General features: G+C 50.5%; 22 protein-coding genes. 1 reads left to right on the top strand and 21 read right to left on the bottom strand.

All coding sequences use genetic code 11. The features are described from left to right. Positions 1 to 180: 180 nt before the first annotated feature. From H8S44_RS00620 to H8S44_RS00560, 13 genes are all read right to left on the bottom strand, one after another. Positions 181 to 1,059: a hypothetical protein gene (locus H8S44_RS00620; RefSeq protein WP_118646128.1), complete on the bottom strand. Its 879-nt coding sequence runs from the start codon at positions 1,057 to 1,059 to the stop codon at positions 181 to 183. After that, positions 1,056 to 1,988, bottom strand: coding sequence for a type II secretion system F family protein (locus H8S44_RS00615; protein ID WP_006873411.1), 933 nt, complete (start codon positions 1,986 to 1,988; stop codon positions 1,056 to 1,058). Before H8S44_RS00615 ends, H8S44_RS00620 begins: the two co-directional genes overlap by 4 nt. Further along, a complete protein-coding gene (locus H8S44_RS00610) occupies positions 1,989 to 3,365 on the bottom strand; it encodes a CpaF/VirB11 family protein (protein ID WP_118646130.1) in 1,377 nt (458 codons plus the stop codon). After that, a complete protein-coding gene (locus H8S44_RS00605; RefSeq protein WP_003499635.1) occupies positions 3,358 to 4,152 on the bottom strand; it encodes a hypothetical protein in 795 nt (264 codons plus the stop codon). The genes H8S44_RS00610 and H8S44_RS00605 overlap by 8 nt, the downstream gene beginning before the upstream one ends. 27 nt (positions 4,153 to 4,179) lie before the next feature. Continuing rightward, entirely contained in the window at positions 4,180 to 5,019 is an 840-nt protein-coding gene (gene cpaB / locus H8S44_RS00600) for a Flp pilus assembly protein CpaB (RefSeq protein WP_118523205.1), read from the bottom strand. A 12-nt stretch (positions 5,020 to 5,031) separates the two neighbouring features. Continuing rightward, positions 5,032 to 5,541 carry a prepilin peptidase gene (locus tag H8S44_RS00595; protein ID WP_227589410.1) on the bottom strand — a complete coding sequence of 170 codons (510 nt, stop codon included), beginning with the start codon at positions 5,539 to 5,541 and terminating at the stop codon, positions 5,032 to 5,034. After that, complete coding sequence (locus tag H8S44_RS00590; protein WP_118646132.1) at positions 5,516 to 7,213, bottom strand: hypothetical protein; 1,698 nt, start codon at positions 7,211 to 7,213, stop codon at positions 5,516 to 5,518. The genes H8S44_RS00595 and H8S44_RS00590 overlap by 26 nt, the downstream gene beginning before the upstream one ends. A gap of 80 nt (positions 7,214 to 7,293) precedes the next feature. Beyond that, on the bottom strand, positions 7,294 to 7,863 hold the full coding sequence (locus tag H8S44_RS00585; RefSeq protein WP_118646134.1) for a DUF6550 family protein: 570 nt from the start codon (positions 7,861 to 7,863) through the stop codon (positions 7,294 to 7,296). A gap of 74 nt (positions 7,864 to 7,937) precedes the next feature. Further along, complete coding sequence (locus H8S44_RS00580) at positions 7,938 to 8,438, bottom strand: hypothetical protein (protein WP_008394779.1); 501 nt, start codon at positions 8,436 to 8,438, stop codon at positions 7,938 to 7,940. Between the two features lie 8 nt (positions 8,439 to 8,446). Then, complete coding sequence (locus tag H8S44_RS00575) at positions 8,447 to 8,938, bottom strand: DUF4320 family protein (RefSeq protein ID WP_243167434.1); 492 nt, start codon at positions 8,936 to 8,938, stop codon at positions 8,447 to 8,449. 96 nt (positions 8,939 to 9,034) lie between these two features. Then, complete coding sequence (locus H8S44_RS00570; protein ID WP_118646136.1) at positions 9,035 to 9,772, bottom strand: hypothetical protein; 738 nt, start codon at positions 9,770 to 9,772, stop codon at positions 9,035 to 9,037. Then, on the bottom strand, positions 9,769 to 10,953 hold the full coding sequence (locus tag H8S44_RS00565) for an AAA family ATPase (RefSeq protein ID WP_118646138.1): 1,185 nt from the start codon (positions 10,951 to 10,953) through the stop codon (positions 9,769 to 9,771). Before H8S44_RS00565 ends, H8S44_RS00570 begins: the two co-directional genes overlap by 4 nt. A 117-nt stretch (positions 10,954 to 11,070) precedes the next feature. After that, positions 11,071 to 12,267, bottom strand: coding sequence for an AAA family ATPase (locus tag H8S44_RS00560; protein WP_118646140.1), 1,197 nt, complete (start codon positions 12,265 to 12,267; stop codon positions 11,071 to 11,073). 48 nt (positions 12,268 to 12,315) lie between these two features. On the opposite strand from H8S44_RS00560, the gene H8S44_RS16630 reads away from it, so the two are divergent. Further along, a complete protein-coding gene (locus tag H8S44_RS16630; protein WP_158580867.1) occupies positions 12,316 to 12,660 on the top strand; it encodes an HTH domain-containing protein in 345 nt (114 codons plus the stop codon). A gap of 132 nt (positions 12,661 to 12,792) precedes the next feature. On the opposite strand, the gene H8S44_RS00550 is transcribed toward H8S44_RS16630, so the two are convergent. The 8 genes from H8S44_RS00550 to H8S44_RS00515 all read right to left on the bottom strand — a co-directional run bounded on the left by H8S44_RS00550 (position 12,793) and on the right by H8S44_RS00515 (position 24,374). Then, entirely contained in the window at positions 12,793 to 14,283 is a 1,491-nt protein-coding gene (locus tag H8S44_RS00550) for a S1 RNA-binding domain-containing protein (protein WP_118552430.1), read from the bottom strand. Positions 14,284 to 14,317: 34 nt separating this feature from the next. Next, the gene (locus H8S44_RS00545; RefSeq protein ID WP_412319185.1) at positions 14,318 to 16,258 is read right to left on the bottom strand and encodes a VirD4-like conjugal transfer protein, CD1115 family; all 1,941 of its coding nucleotides are present in this window, start codon (positions 16,256 to 16,258) and stop codon (positions 14,318 to 14,320) included. Between the two features lie 11 nt (positions 16,259 to 16,269). Continuing rightward, entirely contained in the window at positions 16,270 to 17,355 is a 1,086-nt protein-coding gene (locus H8S44_RS00540) for a hypothetical protein (protein ID WP_186872918.1), read from the bottom strand. A 172-nt stretch (positions 17,356 to 17,527) separates the two neighbouring features. After that, complete coding sequence (locus H8S44_RS00535) at positions 17,528 to 18,190, bottom strand: DUF6100 family protein (protein WP_118552436.1); 663 nt, start codon at positions 18,188 to 18,190, stop codon at positions 17,528 to 17,530. Beyond that, on the bottom strand, positions 18,191 to 18,718 hold the full coding sequence (locus tag H8S44_RS00530) for a DUF5697 family protein (protein ID WP_186872919.1): 528 nt from the start codon (positions 18,716 to 18,718) through the stop codon (positions 18,191 to 18,193). It lies immediately after the preceding gene. Positions 18,719 to 18,911: 193 nt separating this feature from the next. Next, entirely contained in the window at positions 18,912 to 21,968 is a 3,057-nt protein-coding gene (locus H8S44_RS00525) for a VirB4 family type IV secretion system protein (RefSeq protein ID WP_186872920.1), read from the bottom strand. A gap of 33 nt (positions 21,969 to 22,001) precedes the next feature. Next, a complete protein-coding gene (locus tag H8S44_RS00520; RefSeq protein WP_186872921.1) occupies positions 22,002 to 23,378 on the bottom strand; it encodes a C39 family peptidase in 1,377 nt (458 codons plus the stop codon). Further along, on the bottom strand, positions 23,379 to 24,374 hold the full coding sequence (locus tag H8S44_RS00515; RefSeq protein WP_186872922.1) for a hypothetical protein: 996 nt from the start codon (positions 24,372 to 24,374) through the stop codon (positions 23,379 to 23,381). Positions 24,375 to 24,381: the final 7 nt, after the last annotated feature.

Genomic DNA, 24,381 nt, shown 5'->3' with positions numbered 1-24,381 from the left:
TTCTCCTGTAAAAAATGAAGCCGGGCTGATGAAACAGTCCGGCTCAGTTCAGATGAAAAGAAATGATGTGCCTGCCGCTATGGAAAATCGCTTGGGTACAAACGCTCACCTCCCTGTGTATCTGTCTTCCATATGAGGAGCAGGTATGAAAACGCCCGGAAGTACCGTGGCGGATGCCGATTAGCCAAAGAACGCCCCGAGCGAACTCATAACCTCGGTACAGAGCACCACCAGGTAGATGATCATAATACAAATCAGCATCATCATAGAGTAACGCTGGATCTTTTTGGGACGTTTGGCAGCTTCCTTTTTCAGATTGTTCTGCTCGATCTGACGCATATCGAAGGTAATCATTTTGAAGTACATCCGCTGATCATCACCGCGCAGGACACCAATCAGGCCACGGATCACATCGGACAGCATGGGGCTGCCAATGCGGGTTTCAAATCGAATGAGGGCATTTTCATAGTTGCCGGTCTTCATATCAGCAATGGTCTGATCCAGTTCGGCGCCGAAGTCTTTCCCAGCCACACGGCGGTAGGAAGTCAGGATTTTAAGTACATCCCTGTCATTTTCAAGGCTCTGGCCGACGGTCAAAGCAAATCGGGGAATCTCGCCCTCAATCAGTTTGCGGCGCTTTTTAACAAAATCAAAGGCTGCATAGTAGGTTGAAAACCACAGCGCCACCGCAAGGCCAATCAAAATAGGCACCAGCAGCGGAATAAGAAATGCCATGGGGATGGCACACAGGCCAACTGCCCCGGCAGTTACCCAGGCTCTGGCTGTATAGACCTCCGGGGTAAGCTGCAGACCTGCAATGTCCAGAGCGCGTTGCACCTTATTGCGCTTGAGCCGGTCCAGCCGCAAATAAGGGGCGATCCAACCGGTGATTTTTGTTACATAGACATCAAGCAGCTTTTCGTTTTTGGTGCCCTGCTGTTTGCGGGAGAGCATCATCATTTGTGAGGTCTTCTTGGTCGGGATGTCCACAAAGGCGCAGGTCAGGTTGTAGACAGCAAAACCGAAGAAGATGATGGCGATGAGCGCCAGAAAAGTCATACGCTATCACCTCCATATTCGATGGGCTTGCTCAGTTTCATAATCTGGGTCAGCGCAAACAGGATGATGGCTGCGCAGATTGCCAGTGCAATTTTGCCCGGTGTGGTGAAGATAAGGGTGTGGAACCAATCCTCATTCAAGAAATAGAGCAGCGGCACATTGGCGATAACCAGAAATATCATGGTGATGGCTTCACGCCGCGGTCCTTGCATCATTGCCTCCAGTTCCGACTGCACCACACGCACATCGGAGAATTTCTGGTTGATGGTAGGCAGGGTATTCTTCATACTGCGGTCGGACTGGCATTGGATGAGGGTACCGCACCATTCATGGAAGACCCGGTTGGGAATCTTCATCTTCAGGCTGTTGATAGCACTGGTGATGTTGGCATTGATCAATTCCGCTTCATAAACGAAGGCTTCAAAGTTGGCTTTTACCGGCTCATTGATATAGGGCAGGTTTTCCTTGACAGAACGGATCAGATCCTCGGTGCGCAGGTAGGAAGTCGTGATGATGGAAATAGCGGTTTCCAGTTCTTCATTCAGGTGCTTTTTATAGCTGGCGGCAGTGCTGCGCAGATACCAGATCGGTATAAGGGAAAAACCGATACCCAGAATGGGCACCATGTACACATTCCCAATCAAAAGAGCCAGCACAGCCCCCACAGCGAACAGAATTAGGGACAGTCGTTTTATTGCCTCATAGCGGTCCGCCCGTCCGGTACCCTTCAAGATCTGTTTCAGTTCGTAATCCTGATTAAAAAAGCCCTTGGCTGGTGTGCCCAGAAGAACATTCAGTTCATCAGACAAGGTGGCGGATTTTCGCTGGGAGCGGAAGAGGGCGTCAATAAAATCACCCGGTTTCACACCAAACAGAGCCAAAAGCCCAGCACTGAGCAGGATAAAACAGATAAGATAGATCCATTGCAATTAACCCACCTCCTTTGGCGGCTGCATGAATTCTTCCAATTCCTTGTTGGAAATGCCATTGTCCAACAGCCTTTTCTTCAAGGAATCGGAGATCAAGCCGATTTTTTTATGGTGCCCTACCACATGGGTTTCACCACGGTTATCAGTTACATTGTCCTCCACTTCATATTTGTATAGGGAATGGGCGATCAGCCGCCCGTTCTGGTAATCCTCGCCCTCGATGATTTCCATGATCTTACGGGAACGGTCCTCCAGCTGCTTGGTAAAGACGATGATGGGATACGCCTCTACCATGATCTGCATGAGGATGGAGTCATCCATGTTGTACTTGCGTTTGGCAAGGGTCATCATCCTGCGGTAAGTACTGTTGCAGGAATTGGAGTGGATGGTGGTACATACGGTATGGCCGGTGCGGGAACTTTCGGCTGCGGACAGGCTTTCTGCCGCTGACCGCATTTCACCTACACCGATGACATCCGGATGCTTACGCAGCACCCGCTCCAGAAGAAAATCCTGATTGATGTTCAGTGCAGGGTTCTCGCTGGGGCGGGTCAGCAGATGTACCACGGAATTGAGGATATTGCCCTGTGCATCCCGCTTGACCAGATCAAATTCGCGGCTGCCTTCTTCAATGGTAATAAGGCGCCGGTTATTGGGCACATTGGACAGCAGCCAGGCCATGATCGTGGTCTTGCCGGAGCCGGTGGAGCCGGCAATGCAGACGGACACCCCATATCGGATACAGGCAGTCAGAAAGTGAAGCATTTCAGCGGTGGCACTGCCGGAGTTCAGCAGTTTTTCTTCACTGACGGTCTGCTGGTTGACAATACGGATGGAGGCATTGACGCCTACATCTGCATCCACAATGGGAGTTTTGTCCACCGAAATGCGGATGTTCTTGTCCAGAAATCCCACAATGCTGGGCATAGTATCATCAATGACCATGCCGCAGGCGTTGAGCATTCGGCGGATCACATCGATGGCGTGCTGGGGCGAACTGAATTTATCAGGGATCTTGATGCTGCGCCCACTGGATTCGATCACTTCAATGTCGTTGTAGGCGTTGATGTTGACCTCCTCAACACCGGGCTTATAGATCCATTTCTTCAAAAAGGAGTAGCCGGCCATGTCTTCATAGAGCTTGGAACACAGTTCTTTTGTAGAGAGCCCGTCAAGGGCATACTTTCGCTTGACAATGTAGTGTTCCATCAGTTCTTTGAGCAGGCTTGTGGCACGCTCTGCATTGCCTTCTCCAGCTTCGGCAATGGTGGAGGCATGGTTTTCGGCAAAATACCGCTGCACATCCTCCAGTACCTGGTCATAGGTCAGCTCCTGATTGGCAGCCGGTGTGAAGAATATATCATTCAAATTACTCATCGGCATCCTCCTCACATTCATACGCCGCATCATCCTCTGACTGCTCGGCCAGTTCCATTTGCTCCAGAATTTCCAGTACCTTGTTCAGTGAAGCAGTGTATTTGGGGTTACAGTAGGTGATAGCCTTGAACATACCGCCTTCGGTAGCACAGCGGTCGATCTCCTTACTGTAGGGAAGCAGGCCGTCAAACCCGCCAATGATATAGCCCATTTCATCCAAGGCGTGGAAGGGACGGGCCAGACCGGCGAATGTCATATGCTCAGAAAACCGGAAGCGCTCGTCCACAAGCAGAGGTTGATGGGCTTTCAGGTAGTTGATGCCCTTTAGGTCCGGGGTGAGGATACGGATGACCACATCGCCGGCTTCAATGGCGGCGGGAGTGAACACATTGGTCATGCTGGTGCTGCAGTCCAGAATGACGAAATCTACCAGTTTGGCGGCAGCATGAATGAGCTGCAGTACCATGGTATATTTGACCTCTGGGTAGCTCAGCGGGTTTTCTCCTGCCGCATAGCCCATCATCCCAATGAAGGGATAGTTTTTCAGCACTGTCACATGACTGGCAACCAGAGATGTATCAATCTCCACACTGCTCAAAACCTGGCCGATAGAGGTATTGGTCTGGATGATCTGCTCCGGCAGCCAGACCGGCAGCATAGGGACATTCATATCGGCATTGATAATGATGGCTTTCCGCTTGTCCCGGGTCAGGGCTTTGGCCAGAATACAGCAGAACATGGATTTGCCGCTGCCTGGGCTTCCCCAGACGGTGATAACTTTACCCATAACGAAGATCCTCCTTCCTTGATTTGATTATTCTGCCGAGGGTGCAGTTTCATTGGTGGATTGTGCAGTCTCTGCATTTACCGTTTCCTGGGGTTCACCTTCAGCGTCAGAATTTTCCGTATCTGCAGCTTCTTCCTCAATCAAAGTTTCGGGGAAGTAGATTTCCTGCAGAGTCTTATCCTGCTCGGCAAGCAGCTCATCTGCCAGTTTGTCATTGTTGCGGGAGATAAGAGCCACATGAGCTACGCCGTCATTTTCAAGACCGGTAATGATCTTCGCCTGTTCAGGGCTTGCCAGCACAGTGATGGTGGCTGACTGCTGCTTTTCTTCATCCTCCGTGGGCTCCTTGGCATTATCCACATTGATGCCGTCTGAGTCTGTGACGGACAATACTTTGACAAAACGCAGTTCCGGTACTTCGGCCGCCGTATCAAGAAAGTGGTAAATACGGATGATGTCACCGGGCTGAAGCTTGTCAGAGAGGCCGGAAGCAAGTGTTTTAACGGTCAGCGAGATAGCAACCTTACCGGAAGGGATGCTGTTGAGCGCCACATCGGACGAAACCGGTACAGAGCTGATCTTGCTGGTAAGGATATAGTCACCCACAGCCAAGTCGGCGGTAGCGTAAAGACCATTTACATCGGAGAGCTGATGGGCGATGTTGGAGGGGAGGTTATAGCCGCCTACCTCAACCACCTCGGCATTTTCTGACGAGATTTGCTCGCCTTTCAATACCGGCTGGGTGATACGGACGATTTCCTCTTTTCCATTGGTCTGACGGGCGATGGTTGGAAGTGCCACAAAGGCGATAACTGCCGCCAACAGCAGAGAGAGGATACCGAAGATGAATCGGTTATTCAGTTTCATAAGCGTTGTCTCCTATCTTAAAAATAGTTGGGCCAGGGTCGCTGTACAGCAGCCACAGGCGAGAAATGGCAGGAACGGGATAGCAAGGGGCTGCCCAGTTCGATAAAGCCGCCTGAGAAGAAAGATCACAGGCATTGCGGTAACAGCGGCAGTCAGAAAGACCAGCGCCATGCCGGAAGGGCCATAGACCAGCCCTAATATTCCGCAGAACTTGATATCCCCGCCGCCAAGACCGGTGCCGTTTGTTGCCAGTGCAGCTGCCAATGGAATACAAAAGCCGAGCAGGGCACCTACCAGGGCATGGGTAGCGACCGGCCAGAGGAAGAGTGGCGGGAGCCCATGATTTAACAGGAAATACCCCTGCAGGACCGGCGCCAGGGCAGCTAAGGGGATAAAAAAGACGAGTGCCCGGTCAGGCACCCGTCTGTAAAGCACATCGTAGACAGCAAAGCCGGCCACCACAAAAAATATGGTAAGCAGGTAAGCTGTCCAGAGATTATTCTCGATTGGTATACCAGTCATCATAAAGGCTCCCTTGGATCGAAACATAGTCATTTAGGTTGATGGATAACATGCCGTCAGGAGTCCAGGTATCCCACACCTGTGTATAGATGGTGTAGTCGGTGGCATCGGGGAACCACAGCGGTGTGAAATGCACTGTCCGGTCATAGGTGGAAAACTCGTTGGGCTTGAAGATGAATTTTGCACTTTGGCCGCCGGAACGCTGCAGAAGCCGCAGATAGGTCTGATACTGGAACTCAGGGAATATGGAAAAAGCAGTTTGAGGATAAGTAATGTGGCTGGTCGGGGCATCTGTGGACAGCGTTGCCCGCACTTCGGTTTTAACGCCGTACCCGCTTTTCATCGTCTTGCCGGATGCTGTGGGTACAATATCATCTGGCATTAGAGACATCTCGCCGCTGATGGAAGCGGAGTAGCCCGTATATTCGTATTCCCAATATCCTTCATCAACCCAGTGCCCGCCATCTTCACCGTGGTCGCACCATACCCATACAGGCACCCAGTAGCAGCTCCAGACGCCCCAGTTGGCAGTGAGTTTCTGCGTTTCATTGGGCAGGGACGGCACAGAGTAGCCGGGATTCGTGTCGGTTGCCACAGGGTCAGGCGGAATGTGCTCATTCAGATCCACGATCTTTGCAACAAAGGTATCCTGAGCGGTATAGGCGCCGCTGACAGATACCGTAATGGTCACGGTCTGTGGGGTGGAGGGGGTATGCCATTTGACCCAGACTACCTGGCTGTCACCGGCTGGGATCACTATATCATTGACCCGGTAGGTGGTGCCGAGAATATGGAAGGTAACCGATGCCGGATTATCCGGCGTCAGATCCTGATCTGTCCGCAGTGTGACGGCGGTGATCACATCCGTATCTACTCGGTATTCGACATCAGGGGCCTCAATTTCTCCTTCCGGCGGAGCTTCATCAAACCAGACGATACCAACGCCAAGGGTGCTGATGATGTCGGAATTGTTCTGCTTTCCAGTGGTGCTGCCTGTCCAGGCGGAGATGCCAAGGTCGCTGAATTCCAGGAACATTGACAGCGGCAGATTTTTATGGGTAAGCGAGGTCATGGTTTTCCGCAGATTGCCGCCGGACATCTGATCATACAGACCGGCTTCAGTAGCTGTCATACAGTAATACTGGCCGTTGTGCGTGAAATAGGCAATGGGCTCGATCAGCAGCTTGTACTCGCCGGCAATCATCCGCTCATAATCGACTCCGGCTGCCTGAGCGACCATCATGCACGCATATTCAGAACAGAAATACCGTTTGATGGCTTCGATGTTGCTCTGCCCCTTACTGCTGACGATTGTGGGCATAGATTGCGTAGGTCTAATGCAGGAATAGGCAACGCCGGACTGGAGGGAGAGACCGGCGCCGCCCAGGTATTGCAGTTTGTTGACTTTCCCAAAATGGAGAAGACTGGTCTTCTGCGTCCGGTTTGAAAAGTCCAGCGGAGAAGATACGGCAGTTCCGCTGGATGCGTCAACAACAGTAATGCGGACGCCATCGTTGCCTGAGTTCCAGAAGTTGCTGCTTGTGCCGTGACCCATGCTGCCACCGCCGCCATCTATGTTTCCATTTCCGCCCGTTGCAAAGGCAGAGGAGGGGAATAGACAGAAAACAAGGGTAAAGCAGCATAGGAAGGCGAGAAGTCGTTTCAAATACATCACGCTCCATTCCTTTTGAAAATAGGAAGGCCGCCACAATCCTGTGACGGCCAAGTAGTGCCATATTCAGTTGTAGTAAATCAGCCCATATTGCCGACCTGTTTGTTCAGATCCCCATCGCTGTCACCGGTGGATTGCTGTACATCGCCGGGAACAACCCAGCCAAACACCGGATCATATACAGCTCCATTTCCGTTGCTGGAGCCTGGAACCGGCTCATTGCTGGGCGGCGCTTGCTCGGCGGGCGGGGCAGTAACCTCCGGAACTGACGGGTCGGGATTGACGGTATGCTCCTGACCAGGATCTTTGATTTCGGTCTTACCTTCCGGCACCGGAGGAGGCGTTTCTTCAGGCTTTTCAGTATCGGTGAAGTCGATCACAACCTCATCCTCCGTTTGGGAGGTTACTTTGGGATATTCTTCTTCGGCATCTGTGGACTGGCCGGGAGCATAAGCATCTGCTCCATTATCACCATCTGTCTGTGTGCCGCCATCTGACCAATCGCCGGTGACGCTGCTGGGTGGGGATTCATCCGGTCTAAAATCTCCGGTACGGTCGCGGCTTACGAACCAGCAGACACCCAGAATAGTGACGCAGAGGAGAGCCAGCGAGGAAACAATAAAGCCTTTGGATTGGAAAAACTTCTTCATATTTTACATACACTCCTTTTTTGCTGTTATATAAAGCCTATACGGTAGAATGTGCCGGGCTTTCAACAGTATTGCTAGAATTTTGTGTTGTGGTAGCCTGTCAGCTCCACCCGTTGGGTGATAGCCGGATAACTGTGACCGAACATCCGCACATAGAACTCCACATCACAGTAAAAGATGTACTCAACCCGTCCATCCTCTACATTGAACTCCAGACTGATGTCGGAAACCTTGTAATCCTCCGTTGAAAGCGGAATCTTGGAGTCCAGGCCGCCTGCCACTGTAGCCTCCAGCATGTCGGTATAGTCACTGCTGGAGTAAAGGGTATTTAGGTACTCTTCAAAGTTAGTTTCACGCTGGGAACGGTAGGTATCTGCATAAATCGTGCCGCTAAGGTTATTTAACTCCATTTTAGCGCCGTTGCGGATGTTGATGCAGGTGATCCGGATGGAAGCGTACAGAAGCAGGAAGGAAATCAGCATCACGATGCCTACCACAAAAAAGCAGGCGAAAAAGGTGATCTCGCCCCGTTCGTTTCGCAGCGGCTGTTTCAGCCGCAGGAATATACGTTTCATAGGTCACCTCACTTCCAGTAGTGCTCACTGACGCCGCTGCCACGGGCAACCACTGTGATGTTTACCAGGTCAAAATTCCAGAACCCGCCCAGTTTGGCATCTCCCTCGATGGTAATGAAGAAGGGGGTGCCCAACTGGATGGCATTTGTCATACCGGATGGCCTGGGTGATGTGTAGGTAGCGTCAATGGAGTAGGAAATATTTTCGGCTCCTTCGATCTGAGAACTCAAAAATTCAAACAGCTCATCGGTCTCGCCGTTGACGCCGCCGGAAAGCTGGATCTGTTTGACCATCTGATCGGCGGCATGGTCAAGTTCCTGCTTGGTGGAAATGATGCTGAACAGGTCAATAATGAAGGCCAGCAGCAGGACAGCGATGAAGATGAAGACCACCGTACTGAAATAGTTGGCTTCGCCCCGCTCGTTGTTCAGCACTTTCCGGGCTTTTTGAAAGAGAATAGAAACCACCACCTTTACTGAAATTGAAAACAGCCGCTCCAAACCGGAGCGGCTGCTATGCAAAGTTTTGACTGTACCAAGTATAACAGATATGGATTTACGGCGAAAGGGCAGGACTGTGCCAATGTTATGCCAATATTATGTCTGATGGGAAAGGGTGTAGATGCTTTGTTCGAAGTCTCGTGCACTTTGGCAAAGATTGGTTACTTGTTCCCAATTCTCACAAACAATAGGAGCAAATTGTTCGAAAATGCGGGTTCTCTTTTTCTTGCCCGAAATGCGAATATCGTGATAAGTTTTCCTCTTGGCAATGACAGATTCCCAAGGATCTTTGATAAATTCAACTTCTGCCGTATTATCATAGGCAGCTACAATCCATGCCTCTGTACTGTCACAGGGGATAACAATACAGGTATCATCGGGTTCTTTTAGCCATGTAGAAAGTAATCCTTTCAAATGCTCCATGTAACCAGTAATAGGTGCTCCATGGTTTTGACATGGAAGAATGACAGGGCAAGCATCCCTATCTTCCGGTTTTATATCACATTCCAGAGGATTTCGAATGCCCTTATAAGGACATTTGACAGACGGACACGAACAATGAGCAGACTTTTCCTTCCGAGATACATCTCCATCCATTTGAACGACCAGAAAATCCAGCCTGGGCGTAATATCCTTCATAAGTTGTTTGCGGATATCAGCATTATCGCAACACCATTTCCAGACACCCTTCCAACCGTTTCCGTATTGTCCTGTTAAGTCGGGTTCTGGTTGGAGCTGTACATAATAATTAGTTTCATTGGTTATCAGGTCGATGACCTTTTTTAATATAATATAGTCTGTCGGTCCTTCGCAGACGATTCCGATATTTTTCATAACAGTGTCGGCACACCTCCCAGTCTACCGTTGATCCAGAGCCGGGACAAAGACTGACCTTCATTTATCAGTTCCTGAGATACAAGAATTCGATTGATCTGTGCGTGCCCATTGTCATCACGGTCTACTGCAAACAAGCGAATATCATCATTAGTCAAATCAAGCCCATCTAAAACCAAGGGATTATGAGTGGTAAGGAAAACATGTTTATTGTTCTGAATGATCTGTTCGCAGAATACTTGTATCATTTTTTTGGCAAGACGGGGATTCAATGCATGGTCAAAACTGTCTACCGCAAAAATAGAAGGACCCTGCGGATGCATGGCTAGAGCCAACATAAACAGCACATACAAAGCACCTTCGCTGGCATCATAACCGGTAAACCGGGAGTTTTCTTTCATATAGCGGTCTGTAAACTCAATAATCTGACGAGTGGTAGGAATGTTGGCGTTGATATTGCTTTTCTTGGGAGCATCCACGGAAATATCAGAAGCCCAATCAATCATATCAAGGATATCATCCATATATAAATTGCCAAAATACAGTTCGCCATCTTCCTCATGAATCAATGTTTTTATTGCCTCAGCCAGACGACCGCCATTCAGTCCGATTGGAGTGGTTTGATTTGGATCTGGAATCGTCCCGCGTAAAGTCATGGTATTGGGTTGGAAAATACCATAAGAGGAGAAATGTTGTGCAATTTTACGGCCGTTTGTCAGTTCCTGATTGTCATCAATCAAGAAAAACCCAATATAGCTGTTGGCCTGCTGCTGGGATGCATTACTGCGCCCCCATATTCTCTCGTCATTCTGGAAAAATGCTTCCGAATGGTATCTCCAGTAATCCGTATCGGTAGGGGTTGTTAGGTGTACATCATAGCGGAACTGATCAGAACAACAGTCATCCTCCCATTCCAAGGAAAGATCTACGGCCAGTTTCTTTCTTTTCAGATCCTTAAAATTAGACTTGTAAAGAGAGGGAATGCTTAAACGCACACCCTTCCGTTGAAGACTTGCAGAATCAACACGGTCAGTCATAGCTGCACTCAAGAGGCCGATAGCCTCCAAAATAGTGGACTTGCCAGAGCCATTGGCACCAACAAACACATTGATTTTACCTGGCTCAAATGATGCGCTATACAGGGACTTAAAGTTCCCAACGCTGATTTTTCGTATATTCATGTTATCGCCCCTTTCTTAGTATAGTATAGCACATCTCGAAAATTAAATACAGATATTTTTTGAAATTTAAGCATATCTAATTTTGGGAATATCATTTTTGCTCTGTCCGCAGCTGCTTTACAGCCCACCCTTAATAAAAGGAATTGCACCATAACGGCCGATTAAATAGCCCTTCTCCAGTTTAGTGTCTTTGCGGATAGAAAAAGCTTGGAGGGAGAACAAATCGGTAGCAGCGGTCAGTTCATCTTTTTCGGTAAACCAAATTTGATCTCTCCTCAGTACATCCAAGTCAAGAAGATTGGTATTGTGTGATGTGAAAATCAACTGTGCCCCATTTGGATTGAATTCCACGCTGTTAAAGAGTGAGACCAGATGCTTTGTCAGGAGGGGATGCAGGTGAGAATCCATGTCATCTACTACAAAAAGTGTTCCTTCATCCAATATCTTTTTTACAGCACAAATCAGTTTGAAATAACTGAGGGTGCCATCGGATTCCTCCGCCATGTTCAGTGTGTAGGAAGAAGTATTTCCCTCTGTATCTTGTACCGTGTGAATGACCTCAATATTGGTGAAAATATCGCCTTGCTGAGAAGTGGCGGGTTCTAAATCACGCATTTGAAGTGACTGTATACCAAAATCTGCGCCACGCAGCATAGAGGCAATCATATGCCGGCAACTATCGTCTTTGAGCTGTTCTGCTTCAAGTTCATAGGCGTCTGCAGCAGAATGTTTCGTGATGAATCGGCAGGAAGCAAACCACTCCAGAACAGGAATTACCTTGGAATAGCTCCAGTTTGATGCAACAGACAGATAGAGCTTGTTAGGTGAAGTGCGATTTTTGAGCGTGCTTTGTTTATCGACATCAACGGTAAAGCGAAAATCGTTTGTGTTTTGCCGCTCAAAAATGATCGCCTGCCGGCCATTGGGATAGTAATATAGGTATTCTTCAATAACAGCTTTGTCTGTTACCGAAAAGCCATACGCATATCGGATGCCATTTGCGGTGAAGATGACCTCAAAGCTGCTGGGGTGAGAGGGTGTTTCACGGTCAAACTTGAAAGGCGAACGTTCGATGGCTTTGTGGAGTTGTTGGTTATGCGAAGTCAGCACATAATTTACCATGAACCAGAATGCATGAAGGACATTGGACTTCCCGGAAGCGTTGGCTCCGTAAATCACGGCAGACTTCAAATACCGTTTGCTTCCATTCACAATCAGATGTTCCGAATGCTCGTTATCCTTACTGGAAAGCAGGGATAACACGACACTGTCTTTGATAGAGAGAAAGTTCTCTACACGAAACTGAATCAGCATGAAATTGCCTCCTAAATCTTTGATTATATAGATTATAACTTTATTTTTGTGAAAAATAAACGCATATGGAACCTAAAAATCAGAATTAGAGATTTAAGAGGGGACCGGACTTATTTTGCGACCACTCTTTATATTCATCCTGATTTTGGAAAGCACCAAAATGATGGTGTGATAAATGGTGTGATAAATGGTGCGATAAATCTCAAGCCGAATGAAGAACGGATTATAGAGTGCGTTAAGAAAAATCCTAACATCACAGTTAAGGAATTGGCAGAATTGCTGGAGGTCGGTACATCTACAATAGATAGGGCAATTAAAACGCTGAAACAGAAAGGTATCCTTACACGTCAGGGAAGCAATAAGAAAAAAGAATGGGTTCTTTTAAGAAGGTAATAATGACAATGACACATCAAAGTCTTTGTAAATAATGTGTCGCTGTCGTGGGCGTCTACAATATGAAAAATAGAAGTTAGCAAAAAGCGAGCCTGGGGAGTAGCCAAATAACTGCTCCCCAGGCTCTTTTGCTCAAAGGTTCTGGCGGATGATCCGGGTGATAATACCTACGGCCACACCCCGCTCCATATCCAGACGGGTGACGGCAAAAGATACATCGTCCTTTTTGCCGGGCATCCGGTAGTCATAGCAGGAGTGGGCTACCGCATTGACACCGTTGGAGAGGCGCACATAGACAACACCCTTGTGGACATCTGTGACACGGCCGGCATACTTGCCCTGGATACGGCACTTCTGCAGGTTGTCTCTGTCGGTGTTCTCGGAAATACTCTTGATGTCAGCCTTGATGCCCAAGTCTTCCAGACTGTTGCGCCGCACACTGAGAATCCGGACCAGCACCTCATCGCCTACGGAAAAACGCTCATGGGCGTCACCGATCCAGTCCCAGGCAAGGTCACGGGCAAGGATGGAGGTTTCAACGCCGAAAACTTCCACGCGCACAACCTTTTCAGCTACTGCAATCACACGCGCCTGGACGATGCGGCCCTCATAGACACGGTACATACCGGCAGCATCCGTATCCAGATAGAAAATCTGGCGTTTGCGCAGCATGGCCTCCTTGCGGCTGGCAACTACGCTGCGGGTTTTGGAGTCGATACCACGCACGATGAAGTCAATGTCAGCGCCGAGCATGTTGCCAAGGATCTTATTTTGGCGCAGCATAAGGTCGGCGTATTCCTGACCGGAAGGGCTGCGGCCCAGATTGATCATCATTTCCTTGATAGGGATAATGACACGGAACCCCTTGTAATCCACAACTGCCACCGTCTTGCGGTTGTCCAGCTGTTCAATGCCGCCCAGCTTGCCGGTGATGATCTTGCGGGTGCGGTAGGCATTATGGATTTCATGCCAGATTACATCATCACGGTCTTCGGCAGTCTCGACATCATCCCGGCTGCGGATGGTAAGGACGGGGGCCTCGCTGCGCTGGGGGCGGGGCTGACGCCGGGGAGGAGAAGGAGTGGGTGCAGGAGCGGCAGCTTCCTCCACGGCAGGAACATCAGGCTCCACAGCAGGTTCCTCCGTATCAAGAATAGTGTCGGCTGTATCCACCGGCTCGGCGGTCTCGGCATGGATTTCCTCTGTGACAGTTTCTTCAGGAGCAACTGCTTTTTTCTTCTTTCGGCTGGTACGCTTGGGAGATGCAGGGGGTTCCTGCACAGCGTCGGCGTTATCTTCGTAAACATCAGGCGGCTGCACATCAGAGTCTTCCGGCATATCAGTGGGAGCAGCGCTTTGATCGTCTGTTTCAGCAGGCGTATCCCCGAACATTTCCTCCTCGGTAAGTTCAGGAAGGGGATCTTCAGCCATATCTTCGGCAGAGGTGTCCTCCAGGGGCTGATCCATCTGCCCCAGCAGTTCGTTCAAATCCAGACCATCGCCAGCGTCAGCAGGAAGGGATTCAGGTTGAGCGGTATCGGCCAGCAGAGTTTCGCCTTCCGACATAACGGTTTCGGTAACAGGAGCGTCCTGTTCCAGAAGTTCTTTTTTCTTGGTTGCCATAGATTAAAACCTCCTATGAATTTGATAGTTTTGTTCAAGACAGGATGGAATCCTTGTCTGTGGTGATAATGCCTTCCGGCGTACCGGCAGATTTGGGAGCCGGAGCCTCTTTGGGTGATTTATCTGTGGGGGATGCCGGTTTGGTGGCTTTGCGCTTTGCCGGTTTCTTTGCTGCAGGAGCCGGTTTCGGCGCAGGCTGCGGTGTTTTGGCGGCTTCTTCTTCCAAGCGGCGCCATTCCGGCACATGGGCAGATGCTTTGCAGGAACGCAGGTACTTGGCTTCCGGGTGTTTGGAGTAATCCATTTTGTCTACCTGCAGAACCTTCTTGCCACGGATGATGATGAGCGCCTGATCCAGCGGGAGCCGCAGGACTTCATCAGGAGTAAGTACAGGGCGTTTTCCAACACCGGAGGTCTCACGAAACTCCGGTGTATAGTTGGAGATACGCCAGGTGCCCAGCTGTTTGGATTTACTGGATACTGCTACAGAGGCAAGCCCTGTCCTGGCAGAAATAAATTCGGCAGTAAGCTGGTCTGTACAGCCTAAAAACAACTGCGCGTCACAGTTTCCAATGATTTCCTGCCACAAATTCTGCGGGTATCTGTTCTGCAATCCTGCGAGATTTTGGAACACACAGGACATGGAGATATTCCGGGAGCGTATTACGCTGAGCCGGCGGGAGAGGTCTGGGATCGTGCCGCACGCTGTCAGTTCTTCCCCAAGGATATGGACAGGCACAGGCAGTTTGCCGCCCTCGCAGTTGTGGTCTGCATATCGCACCAGTTTGATGAAGCAGAAAGATAGAAACAGCGAGGCCAGAAAATCAAAGGTGCTGTCCTGGTCGCTGGTAACGAGGAAGTAGGCACAGGGCTGCTGACCCGGAAGTTCCAGATCGATCTCATTCTTAGCGGTAATTTTTTTGATCAGCTCAGACTGGAATACCTGCAGGCGGCTGCCCAGACCGATAATCACGCCGCTTCGCACTGTGTCGCTGGCCTGCTTGAACAGGCTGTAGGGTGCTTTGGCAGGGTGCGTGGAAGGAAGCGCCTCGAACAATGTGTCAAGTTGGGATTCCCCATTGAGAGTCAGCAACCGGTAGACTTCGCCAATGTTGCGGTTTTCTTCCGCATAGCCTTGATCCACATACAGTACCAAGGCCTTGAGCAGATTCATCTCGCAGGCATCCCAGAAATGGTCGCTCTTGCCGTTGTTCGTGGTGTTCTTGATGATGACATCTACAAAAAGCTGGGCCATTAGTTCCTGTCCCTCAACTTCGGCAAGGCAACACCAGGAATCTGAGTTTTCAGGCGAAACGAGGTTGAATACCTTGACACAATAGCCCCGGCTGCGGAGAAATTCGCTTGACTTCTCGTACAATTCCGATTTGGGATCGCAGATGATCAACGATTCTCCGGCGCCATTTTCGCCTCGGACAGTGGCCTGAAGGATACGGTTCATACAAAACGAACGGGTTTTCATGGAACCACTGGCGCCGTAGACTGCCAGATTACTGTTGATTCTGGTATCTTCCGGTATGCAGACTGCTTTGCCATCCAGCATACCCAGTACAACACCCTTGTGTTTGCGCAGATCGGGCACCAGATCCAGTACGCCGGACATCTCTTTGCGGGACATCCAGCCGGAGGTGCCATAAGTGCCTTTGGCGGAGTAGGAGAAATTACGGTCTTCGTCATACTCGCCGGCATCACCATATCCCATGCGCATGACCATGATGAGCAGCACTGCTAACAAGCCAATGCAGATCAAAATGCCATACACGCCATAAGGCGGTCGGAGCACAGAGGAAAGGCAGAGAAGGAAGTCGGGCGAAGCGGCCAGCGGTGAAGTACCATCGCCGGGAATACCGCCGCCCTGTTTCCAGGTTGCATAGTTACCCAAAAGCTGTGCCAGAAAGCCGCCTGCGTATAGGATTGCAAGAATGGCAAAGGGCGCTGCAATCAGGCTCACGATCAGTTTTTTCTTGTTTATGGGAACAACCTCCCCTCGAATTTTGTGAAGTCAATGGTCTGGAAGCGCACCCGAGAACCGCAGTAGCTGCGAAGTACCTCTGCCTGGAAGTCAAAGCAGATCAGTGTGCCCGGGCGCTCGGATAGTTCGAGAGAGGTGTTAAAGCGTGCGATACGGGGCAGATCGCAGAAATAGCCAAATAGGACTGGTGAGCCATCCGGTGAAATGCCGTCATGCTCAATAGCCAGTCCGGGCTGCCTCGCAGTAAGACCTTGGAGCAGAATGCGATCCAGCTCCGCAGTTTTCCCAGGGTCGCACAACAGTGCAAGTATCACCTCCCCCTGATGGTCGTTGGTAAGATAAAGAAAATACTCATAGCTGCCATCCAGCATGAAGAAATCATGTTTGCGTCCTCCGGTGCTGGTCAAAATCTGGTAAGCCAGATCCATGCTGTTGCCCAGAATCAGTCCATGAACATCCTCATGGCGAAACTGTGGGGACAGGCGCTGTTGGCAGATTACGCTCCAAATCAATGCCTTGACCCGCATTTCCGATTTGTAGCGCCACTTCATCAGGGCGCTGCTGCTGTTGTAGGTCACGAAGATGCCGGAGGGCGCAAGGAGTATTCCAGTGGAGCGGGAACTGCGGATCTTCGTGGTGTCGATCCCCATTTCTTTCACTTCTCTGGAACTGAAAAAAGCAGGATAGACAATCCTGCCGCCAGCGTAACCCTCCGGCGCAAAAATTGCCGGTTTTTCATCCTGATACACACATACACCCGCATTATCCATGGTCACATAGGTTTCTGCCAGGCGGTGTAGCCGGAGTCTTCGGTCAATTTCGCATTTCAAACGGTTGGTGTCGGTATCTCCTGTCAGGTAGCTGGCAAACCTGTCCGGCCGGCTTTCCAGCAGAGTGGCTTTGGCTCGCGGCCCCAGACGGTAGCCGCGCAGTTTATCCCGGTAATAGGTACGCAGCAGCCCGTCTTTTTTCAGTGCAGTGACAACAGACTCCAGATAATATGGACTGCCGGGAAGTCTGTTAAGCTGGTCTGTGGGGAACTCGCCGGAGATGGCAGTCAGAGAGAGAAGCCTGTACGCCATCGTGTCTGGCTGTGGGAATTTCCCAAGTGATCACCTCCTTGTGGTGTGTGGCTTTTACCGAGACTGCAAGGAACTTCGGTAAAAATCCGTGGTGTAACGACAGAAAAAAGCCCCGAAATCCGGAGCGAAATACGATGTTGCGGCAGGTCGGACAAGCAATGGCTGAAAATGCTCAAAAATCCGAGATGGATTTTAGGGTGTTTTCATGCTCAGCAAGCCAGGCGGGAAACCGCTTTTTTTCCATGACACTGATTCTGGTACAGTCCTTTTCGCCCAGCGCAGCGGTGTTGTAGGCATCGCAGAGCAGGCCGGTATCGTCAGCCATGACGAAGGTGGAGAGGACATCCAGAAGCTGCTTTTCTTCCAGATTGTCGTAGTCACGGATACGCCGGGTGGGAAGGCACTGGTCATAAACCTGCGTAAAGCACACCACACAATCGCTGAAGCGGGGCATGGGATGCTCTTTGGCGTATTGCTCCAATGAGAAGTAGAACGGGTCGAGCAGAAACTCAGTGTTTTGCCTCTGCTTGCGTTTTGGGAGCAGACCAGGCAGGGTGACCTCCAGTACACCGTCCTCATAGATAACCTCAATTCCGTGTACAATACCGGCGGATGTCAGGTAATCGCCTTTGCGGATGGTGGTGCTGGAATATATCAAATGCCGCAGCCTGCAGGCAATTTTCTCTGCCCGCAGGGCGGCATCAGTGGATAAGACTTCATAGTTGTCCGGATAGCGCTGAATATCCGTGGTATCCATCGCGTAAAGAGCATTGCTCAAACGGGATATATCATCAAGAATGCTTCCAATCCGGTGTGAGATGATTTTTCGTTCCAATCAAGTTCCTCCTGTTTTCTTAAAGTAATGCACCTGGCCCGCTGCATCCACGGTGCAGAAACCGGAAATGCCAGGGCAGTCAATGCGGCGAATGTCTTCCGGATTATCGACCAAAATGATGCGGCGTCCACCGCTGCGGTCATCCCGAAGCGCATGGTTGATCAGGGCCTCCTGGCCGGAAGCTGCGTAGACGATTTCGTATAGTTCACCGTTTGCAAAGAAGATAAGCTTGACCGGAAAATCACCGGGAGCATGGTATTCCACCTGCCCGATAAAATCCAAGAGTACCCAGGCAGCCCGTATCAGGGAGTTGTCTGATTTTGCTGCCCAACCAGACGGAAAGTAACCGCCTGTATCAGTTTGAAAAATACGGCCCTGCTTTTGCAGATGGGAGAGCAGGGTCTTGATGATTTCTTCTTTGCCAGGGTGAAAGCAAAGAAGCTGCTGCATATTGAGACCGGGATACATCGTGACGATCCGCAGCAGAGCCGCAGCTTCATTTCCATAGATTTCAGCCCTGGTCCTCATGGGTATCACCTCCAATGGCGTAATATAGGCGTATTCAAGACGCATTAAATAGGAAGGAAAGCCAGTCAGTGTAAGCCCAAAAGATGATCTGGCTGGCAAAACTGGCTTTTAGGCGTAATACAGACGCAAAGCAGACGCATAGCGGCGTCTGGCAGGAAAGTTGCACATGGGAATCACCTCGCCTTTCAAATTGTTATATCTGCTGTTCGGCAGATGTGGATTGTTCACGGCGTTTTCGCTCTACGATTTCACGCAGCTCGCGGCGGTCGGTAGTGATCAGATCCTTTTCCAGAGGGCTGGCTTTGAACTCCACCATAATATTGTTGTTATTGGTAGAAATCAGACCGTGACCTCTTTCAAAGTGAGTGATCTCCATTGTTTCAGCATCGGACAGGTGCAGGGCTTCCTGTACCCGCTGGGCTTCGTCGTCCTCCAGATTCAGAATGATCTTGGTCTTGGAGTTGTTGATGATGCCCTTACCAAATCTGCCGCCGTCAAGGTCAAAGAAATCGGCAAGATCCTGGCTTGCAAAAATCGAGGCGCCGCCGTAACCGCGTATGGTTTTGGCAATTTCCAAAAGAAAATCGCCGGCCAATCTTACACCAGCAGCACCGGCACCGGATAGAAGCTGCCAACACTCATCAATGAAGATGGCTTTTTCTTCTGTACGGTCGGCTTTGGCTCTGTCCCAAACAAAGTCCAGCGCCACAAACATACCTACGGTGAGCAGGTCTCCGGTGAGGGAGGAAATATCCAAAACAGTGTACTTGTTGTCGAGCCGAACATTGGTCTGCTTATTGAAGGTGCTGGCGCTTCCGTTTACCAGACGGTTTAGGATGTGGGCCATGCGCATCGTTTCCTTGGAGGTTTTCAAAATTTCGTACAGGTCACCAAGCACCGGCATCTCACGGTACTGGCCGGGCTTTGCAGGGTCTTCCAAAGAGGCATTATCATGAGTGATGCCTTTTGTGTTATAGGTACGAACAAGGGCTTCGTCCAAAAGCTGTCGTTCCTCGTGAGACATATCGGGGATCAGCAGACTGAAAAATATGTGGAGCTGCTGGATCTTTGCTGCAAGTTCAGATAACTGGATGCCTGGACCGTCCAGAAGTTCATTCACCGAGCGGTCTACCCGCCGAATCTCCATGACATTGATGCAGTGGGGACTGGCCGGTGAAATCTGGATAAAGGAGCCGCCCACATTGGAGCAGGCGCGATGGAATTCATGGCCTTTTAGGGGTGCAACAATGAAAATGGGGATATTTTTCCGCCTCATTCGCAGCGCCATCAACTGCATGGTAAAGGTTTTGCCGGCTCCGCTCGTGCCAAGGATCGACATATTGGCGTTCTTATAGACCGCAGAATTGAAGATGTCCACGATAATAAGGGAACTGTTGTACTTGTTGACACCCAGCAGGATACCGTTATCATCACACATCTCATAGGATGTAAAGGGATAACAGCTTGCGGCACCGCCTGTTAGCAGGTTGCGCTTACCCCGCTCATACAGTTTCTTTTCCATTGCCACCAATGGCAGGGCAGATAAAAACGCCTGTTCCTCCCGAAAATGGCAGGTGCAGGCGTTCATGTCCTGTGAGAGCAGGAGCTTTTTCATCTCGCTGACCTTCCATTCCAAGTCTTCCTCGTTGGAGGCAGTAATGGTAATCAGCAGATTCAAGTAGTAGAAGTCCTCGTTGTTGGCAAGACCCTCTTTGAGAAAGTACCCGCTTCGGATAGCGCCATCAATGTCATCAAAGTCGGTGTTGGTGTCGCTGGCGTCCTTGATTTTGGAACGGTTGATACGCAGCTGCTGTCCGACTTTCTGGATGATGGTTTCTTTGGGCTGACGGGAGAGGAACATATCCATATCGATCCCATCACCGGCATTGACGATAAGACTGAGCCAGCCGGCTGGAACCTGCGTTTTGTAGCCATCAGAGGGCACCAGCAAATAAGCATAATACAGACCGTCAATGCAGATATGGTGACCATGCGTGAAGTCAATGCTTTTTGGCGCACAGAATTCGGTGGCAGGGATATGGTCGATCTCACTGTCGCGCCCTTTGGCAAGGTACTCAGCCACAACCTCCTGTGCCCGGACGGAGAGCGGCTTTACAGCACTTTCATTTCTGCAGAGCAGGTTATAGAGGACATCTACGGTAAACTCATCCCAGTTTTCCGGAACGATGACCTCGTTACCGCACTGACGGAGGTAGTTGGTAGCAGTATGGACTGCACTTTGCAGGGCATTGATTGCCTCGCCTTCTTCATCAGAGCGCTTGGTGTTGCTCCACGGCTCATATTCAAAAATCAGGAAGAAACGTCGGGTAATTGCCTCACGGGAACCGATCTGCTGAACGAACTGGAGGTAGTCTTCCTGCATGAGCAGACATTGTTCATTGGTCTCCTGTTCCATCTCCTTCCGAACGGTATCCAGATGGCGGTTGATCTCTGCCCGACGTGTCAGTACCTTGATTTGCAGCTTGATGGGGCTGATTTTCAAGTAGGACACAAAGGAATAGATGATGTTCCGCTGTTCCTGGGCGCTGCGCAGCATAAAATTGATGGGTACTACCTCGACGACCTTGACATAGCGGTGGTCCTTCGTGTAGATGATGCCGTTTTCAATTTTGGAAATCGGCAGATAATCTGCTACCGGGTTAAGGCAGGCGGGCTTCGGCTCCTGAGTGCGGATAGGGCGTTTTACTTTGCGCTCTTTGGAGACCTTCTTTTTTTGCTTGGCGGCTTTCTTCTCTTTGGCAGGCTTCTGCTTTTTCACAGGACGGAGTTTTTGGCGGATCTCGTAGCCACGAACTTCATCAAACTCCGCTGGGAAATCCTCTCTGCCGGAGCGCCGTGACCGCCGGGGAGCCTTATCGGGCTTGTGTACCTTCTTTTTGATATGCTTGCCGCCATGCTCTGCCGCAGGAACCGCATCTTCTGCGCTGTTACCGCCTACAATGCGGCGGTTTCGCAGGTACTTTATGAAAATCAGCAGAAAAGAGGAAAGGCTCTCACCGGAAACTCCGATAAGCGCCAACAATGCTGCTGGCAGTGCGGTCAGGCACAAAGCGATGATACGGGCAGTCAGGCCAAGAGGGAGCAATGAAAAAACCGGCACACCAATGGCAAATGCCAGGATACCGGCTTCAATCACATTGCGGGCTTTGAACATACCACCGAAGAAGGTGCCTGACTCGATGAAATTCGGTGGTATTATGTAGGTATCTCGGTCGATTTTATGATTCATGATTAACCTCGTTTCCGAAGCCGGGCGGGCACATCAGCCGATAATCCAGAACGGACCGCCAGCTCCAGCGCGCCGGCTGGCCTCATTTAAGATAATGGACAGATCCCAGAGCTGTTCGCTCCGTGTGTAACTGGCAGGGTCAGCCACCATGATCTTGCCGTCTTTTACGCCACGCAGGACAATGAAGTGACCGGAAGAGGTAAAGTGGCCTTCAGACATGATTGCTACTACCAGTTTACCATTAGCCAGTGCGTCTGTGATGCGCTGTGGTTCCGCAGTGGTACAGCCGGAAACCGGAAGCCCCCATTCCCCAGCGGCGGCAGGTATCAGCGCATGGTAAGAACCACTGCTTTTACACCAGTAGCCGTTGTTGTAAGACCACTCGGCCATCTCCACAGGGTCAACCATATCGTCCGTCAGAGAGGACACCACGATTGCCATAGCGGTAGGGCCGCAGCCATAACCGCCAATATTGTCCGTACCATATGCTTTACCGGCATAGCGTTCATCCAGCTGATTGTAGTAAACAACAGGTGTGATCCCGTCGGTGAAAGTAACATCGCCCAGAGCGGTGATGCTGTTTCCGGTCCACGCTTCCAGATTTTGCAGCAGACCATCGCCCAAGAACAGGCTTAGGTTGGAAGCGTAATCAGATGCAAGCTCCTTTTGGTCATCGGTAAGCTGGAATACAACATCAGAAAAATAGGACTCACCGTTGTAACGGACAGTATAGACCATCCATGTTTCGGACACCGTTGTTTCTTCCCCAGTCTCCGGATCAGTCACGGTGCTCTCACGAATCTCTTGCTTGCTGGTGTAGGAATATAGATGCTGTTTGTTTTCCCGCAGGGTGGCGGCAAGGTCATTCAGAGAAATGCTTTCAAAATCCTTGTCTTTGGCCGCACAATACTGAGAGATAAATAGGTTGGCGTTATAAATGGGACCGCTGGAATAGGCGTTTTTGACCTCCATATGGTCGGCTCCCGATGCCGCAAAGTCAGCTTCGATCCGGGCAAGTACATCATCCAGTGCCTCGCCCAAGATGCCGTTGAGGGTAAAGGTGATCTCGTTGGCGTTCTCAATAATCGCTGTTTTGCTATTCAAAATCGGAATTTCGGGGTCAGATGGCGAAAAGGCATTGGTCAGTCCGCCGAAAATAAGACCGGGGAGCATGAGAACAAATAATACCGGCAGCATAAGCAGGGCAATGACTGCCACAATGATTTTTCCGATATGCTTCCGGCCTGCCCACACTGCGCCTGCAACTGCACCGTAAGGACCGCCTGCGGCAGCGCCTTTGGCAGCGGAGGAAATAGCTTTTCCGGTTTTGATTGCGCCGCGGATGGTATGCGCTGCGGAGGCACCGGTCTCCACAGCTTCGGAAAAACTGCTTTTTTGATCTTCTGGCATTTATATCTTGTCCTTTCTCCTCGGGGCTGGAGGCAGCTTTTTGACAATGGACTCGTTGAAGGCGATAGAACCGTCAGGAGCCATGTAGGGCGATTTGTCAACAGCATCCACAGCGTACTGCTTATACCATGCTGTGCCATCCACGGCATGAACGGTGGTGTACTGGCCTTCCGGGGCAACATATTGGTCTGCGTGGTACATACCAAAGGAGATGCCTTCGGGATGTTCCGCAGTCACTTCTGTGCCGGTGATGCGGCCGCCGCCAATTTCGACATTTTGGAAGGTCGGAACATTTTCAGCTCCGGATTCCAGTGCCGCATATCCCATGTAAGAGTGCAGGGCTTCGGCGGCTTTTTCACCGGAAATGGCCCCCATCTGGCTGATACTGCCCGTGGCTACGCTGCCGATTACATTGTTGGCAAAATTGCCGCCCTTACTAACGGAAGAAGCGTACATATGGCCGCCGATTCCTCCGGCTGCAGCATCGCCTAAAAGACTGCCAAGACCGGAAGGCTTGGAGCCGGGAGTTGTGGTGGCTGTTTTGATGGCACTGTTTGTGACTTTTCGGCTCACCACTCCAGCAAGACCGCCGCTGGCAAACCCTGCTCCAAAGCCGCCGCTGCCTTTACCACCGTTTGCGTTGACATTGGTGGAACTGCTGTTTCTCCCGCCGCCAAAGTGGTGACTGGAAAAGTTCTTGATGCCGCCGATGCCTCTGGCAGCAATCATAGCCTCAGCCAGCATGCTGCCGCCGGTATGTCCTACATTGACACCAAGACTGGAGAGGAAGGAATCGATTTTCTGGCCGACTTTGAGAAAGCCGATAGCACAGAGAAACCAGATAAACACATTGCCGGAAACGGCTTCTTTTCCCACAGCGTCTACCTGAGCCTGCACATCGCTTTCGGAGATAGCGGCAAAAGCCGGCTGGCAGAGCAGGCAGGAGAGAATTGCGACTGTAAAGGCCGCAAACAAAATTTTTTTGAGTTTCTTCAAGGATAAG

Source organism: Anaerosacchariphilus hominis (assembly GCF_014290175.1).
GTDB classification, from domain to species: Bacteria; Bacillota; Clostridia; order Lachnospirales; family Lachnospiraceae; genus Laedolimicola; species Laedolimicola hominis.
The sequence above is the reverse complement of the archived record's forward strand: the minus strand, read 5'-3'. Positions and strand labels throughout refer to the sequence as shown.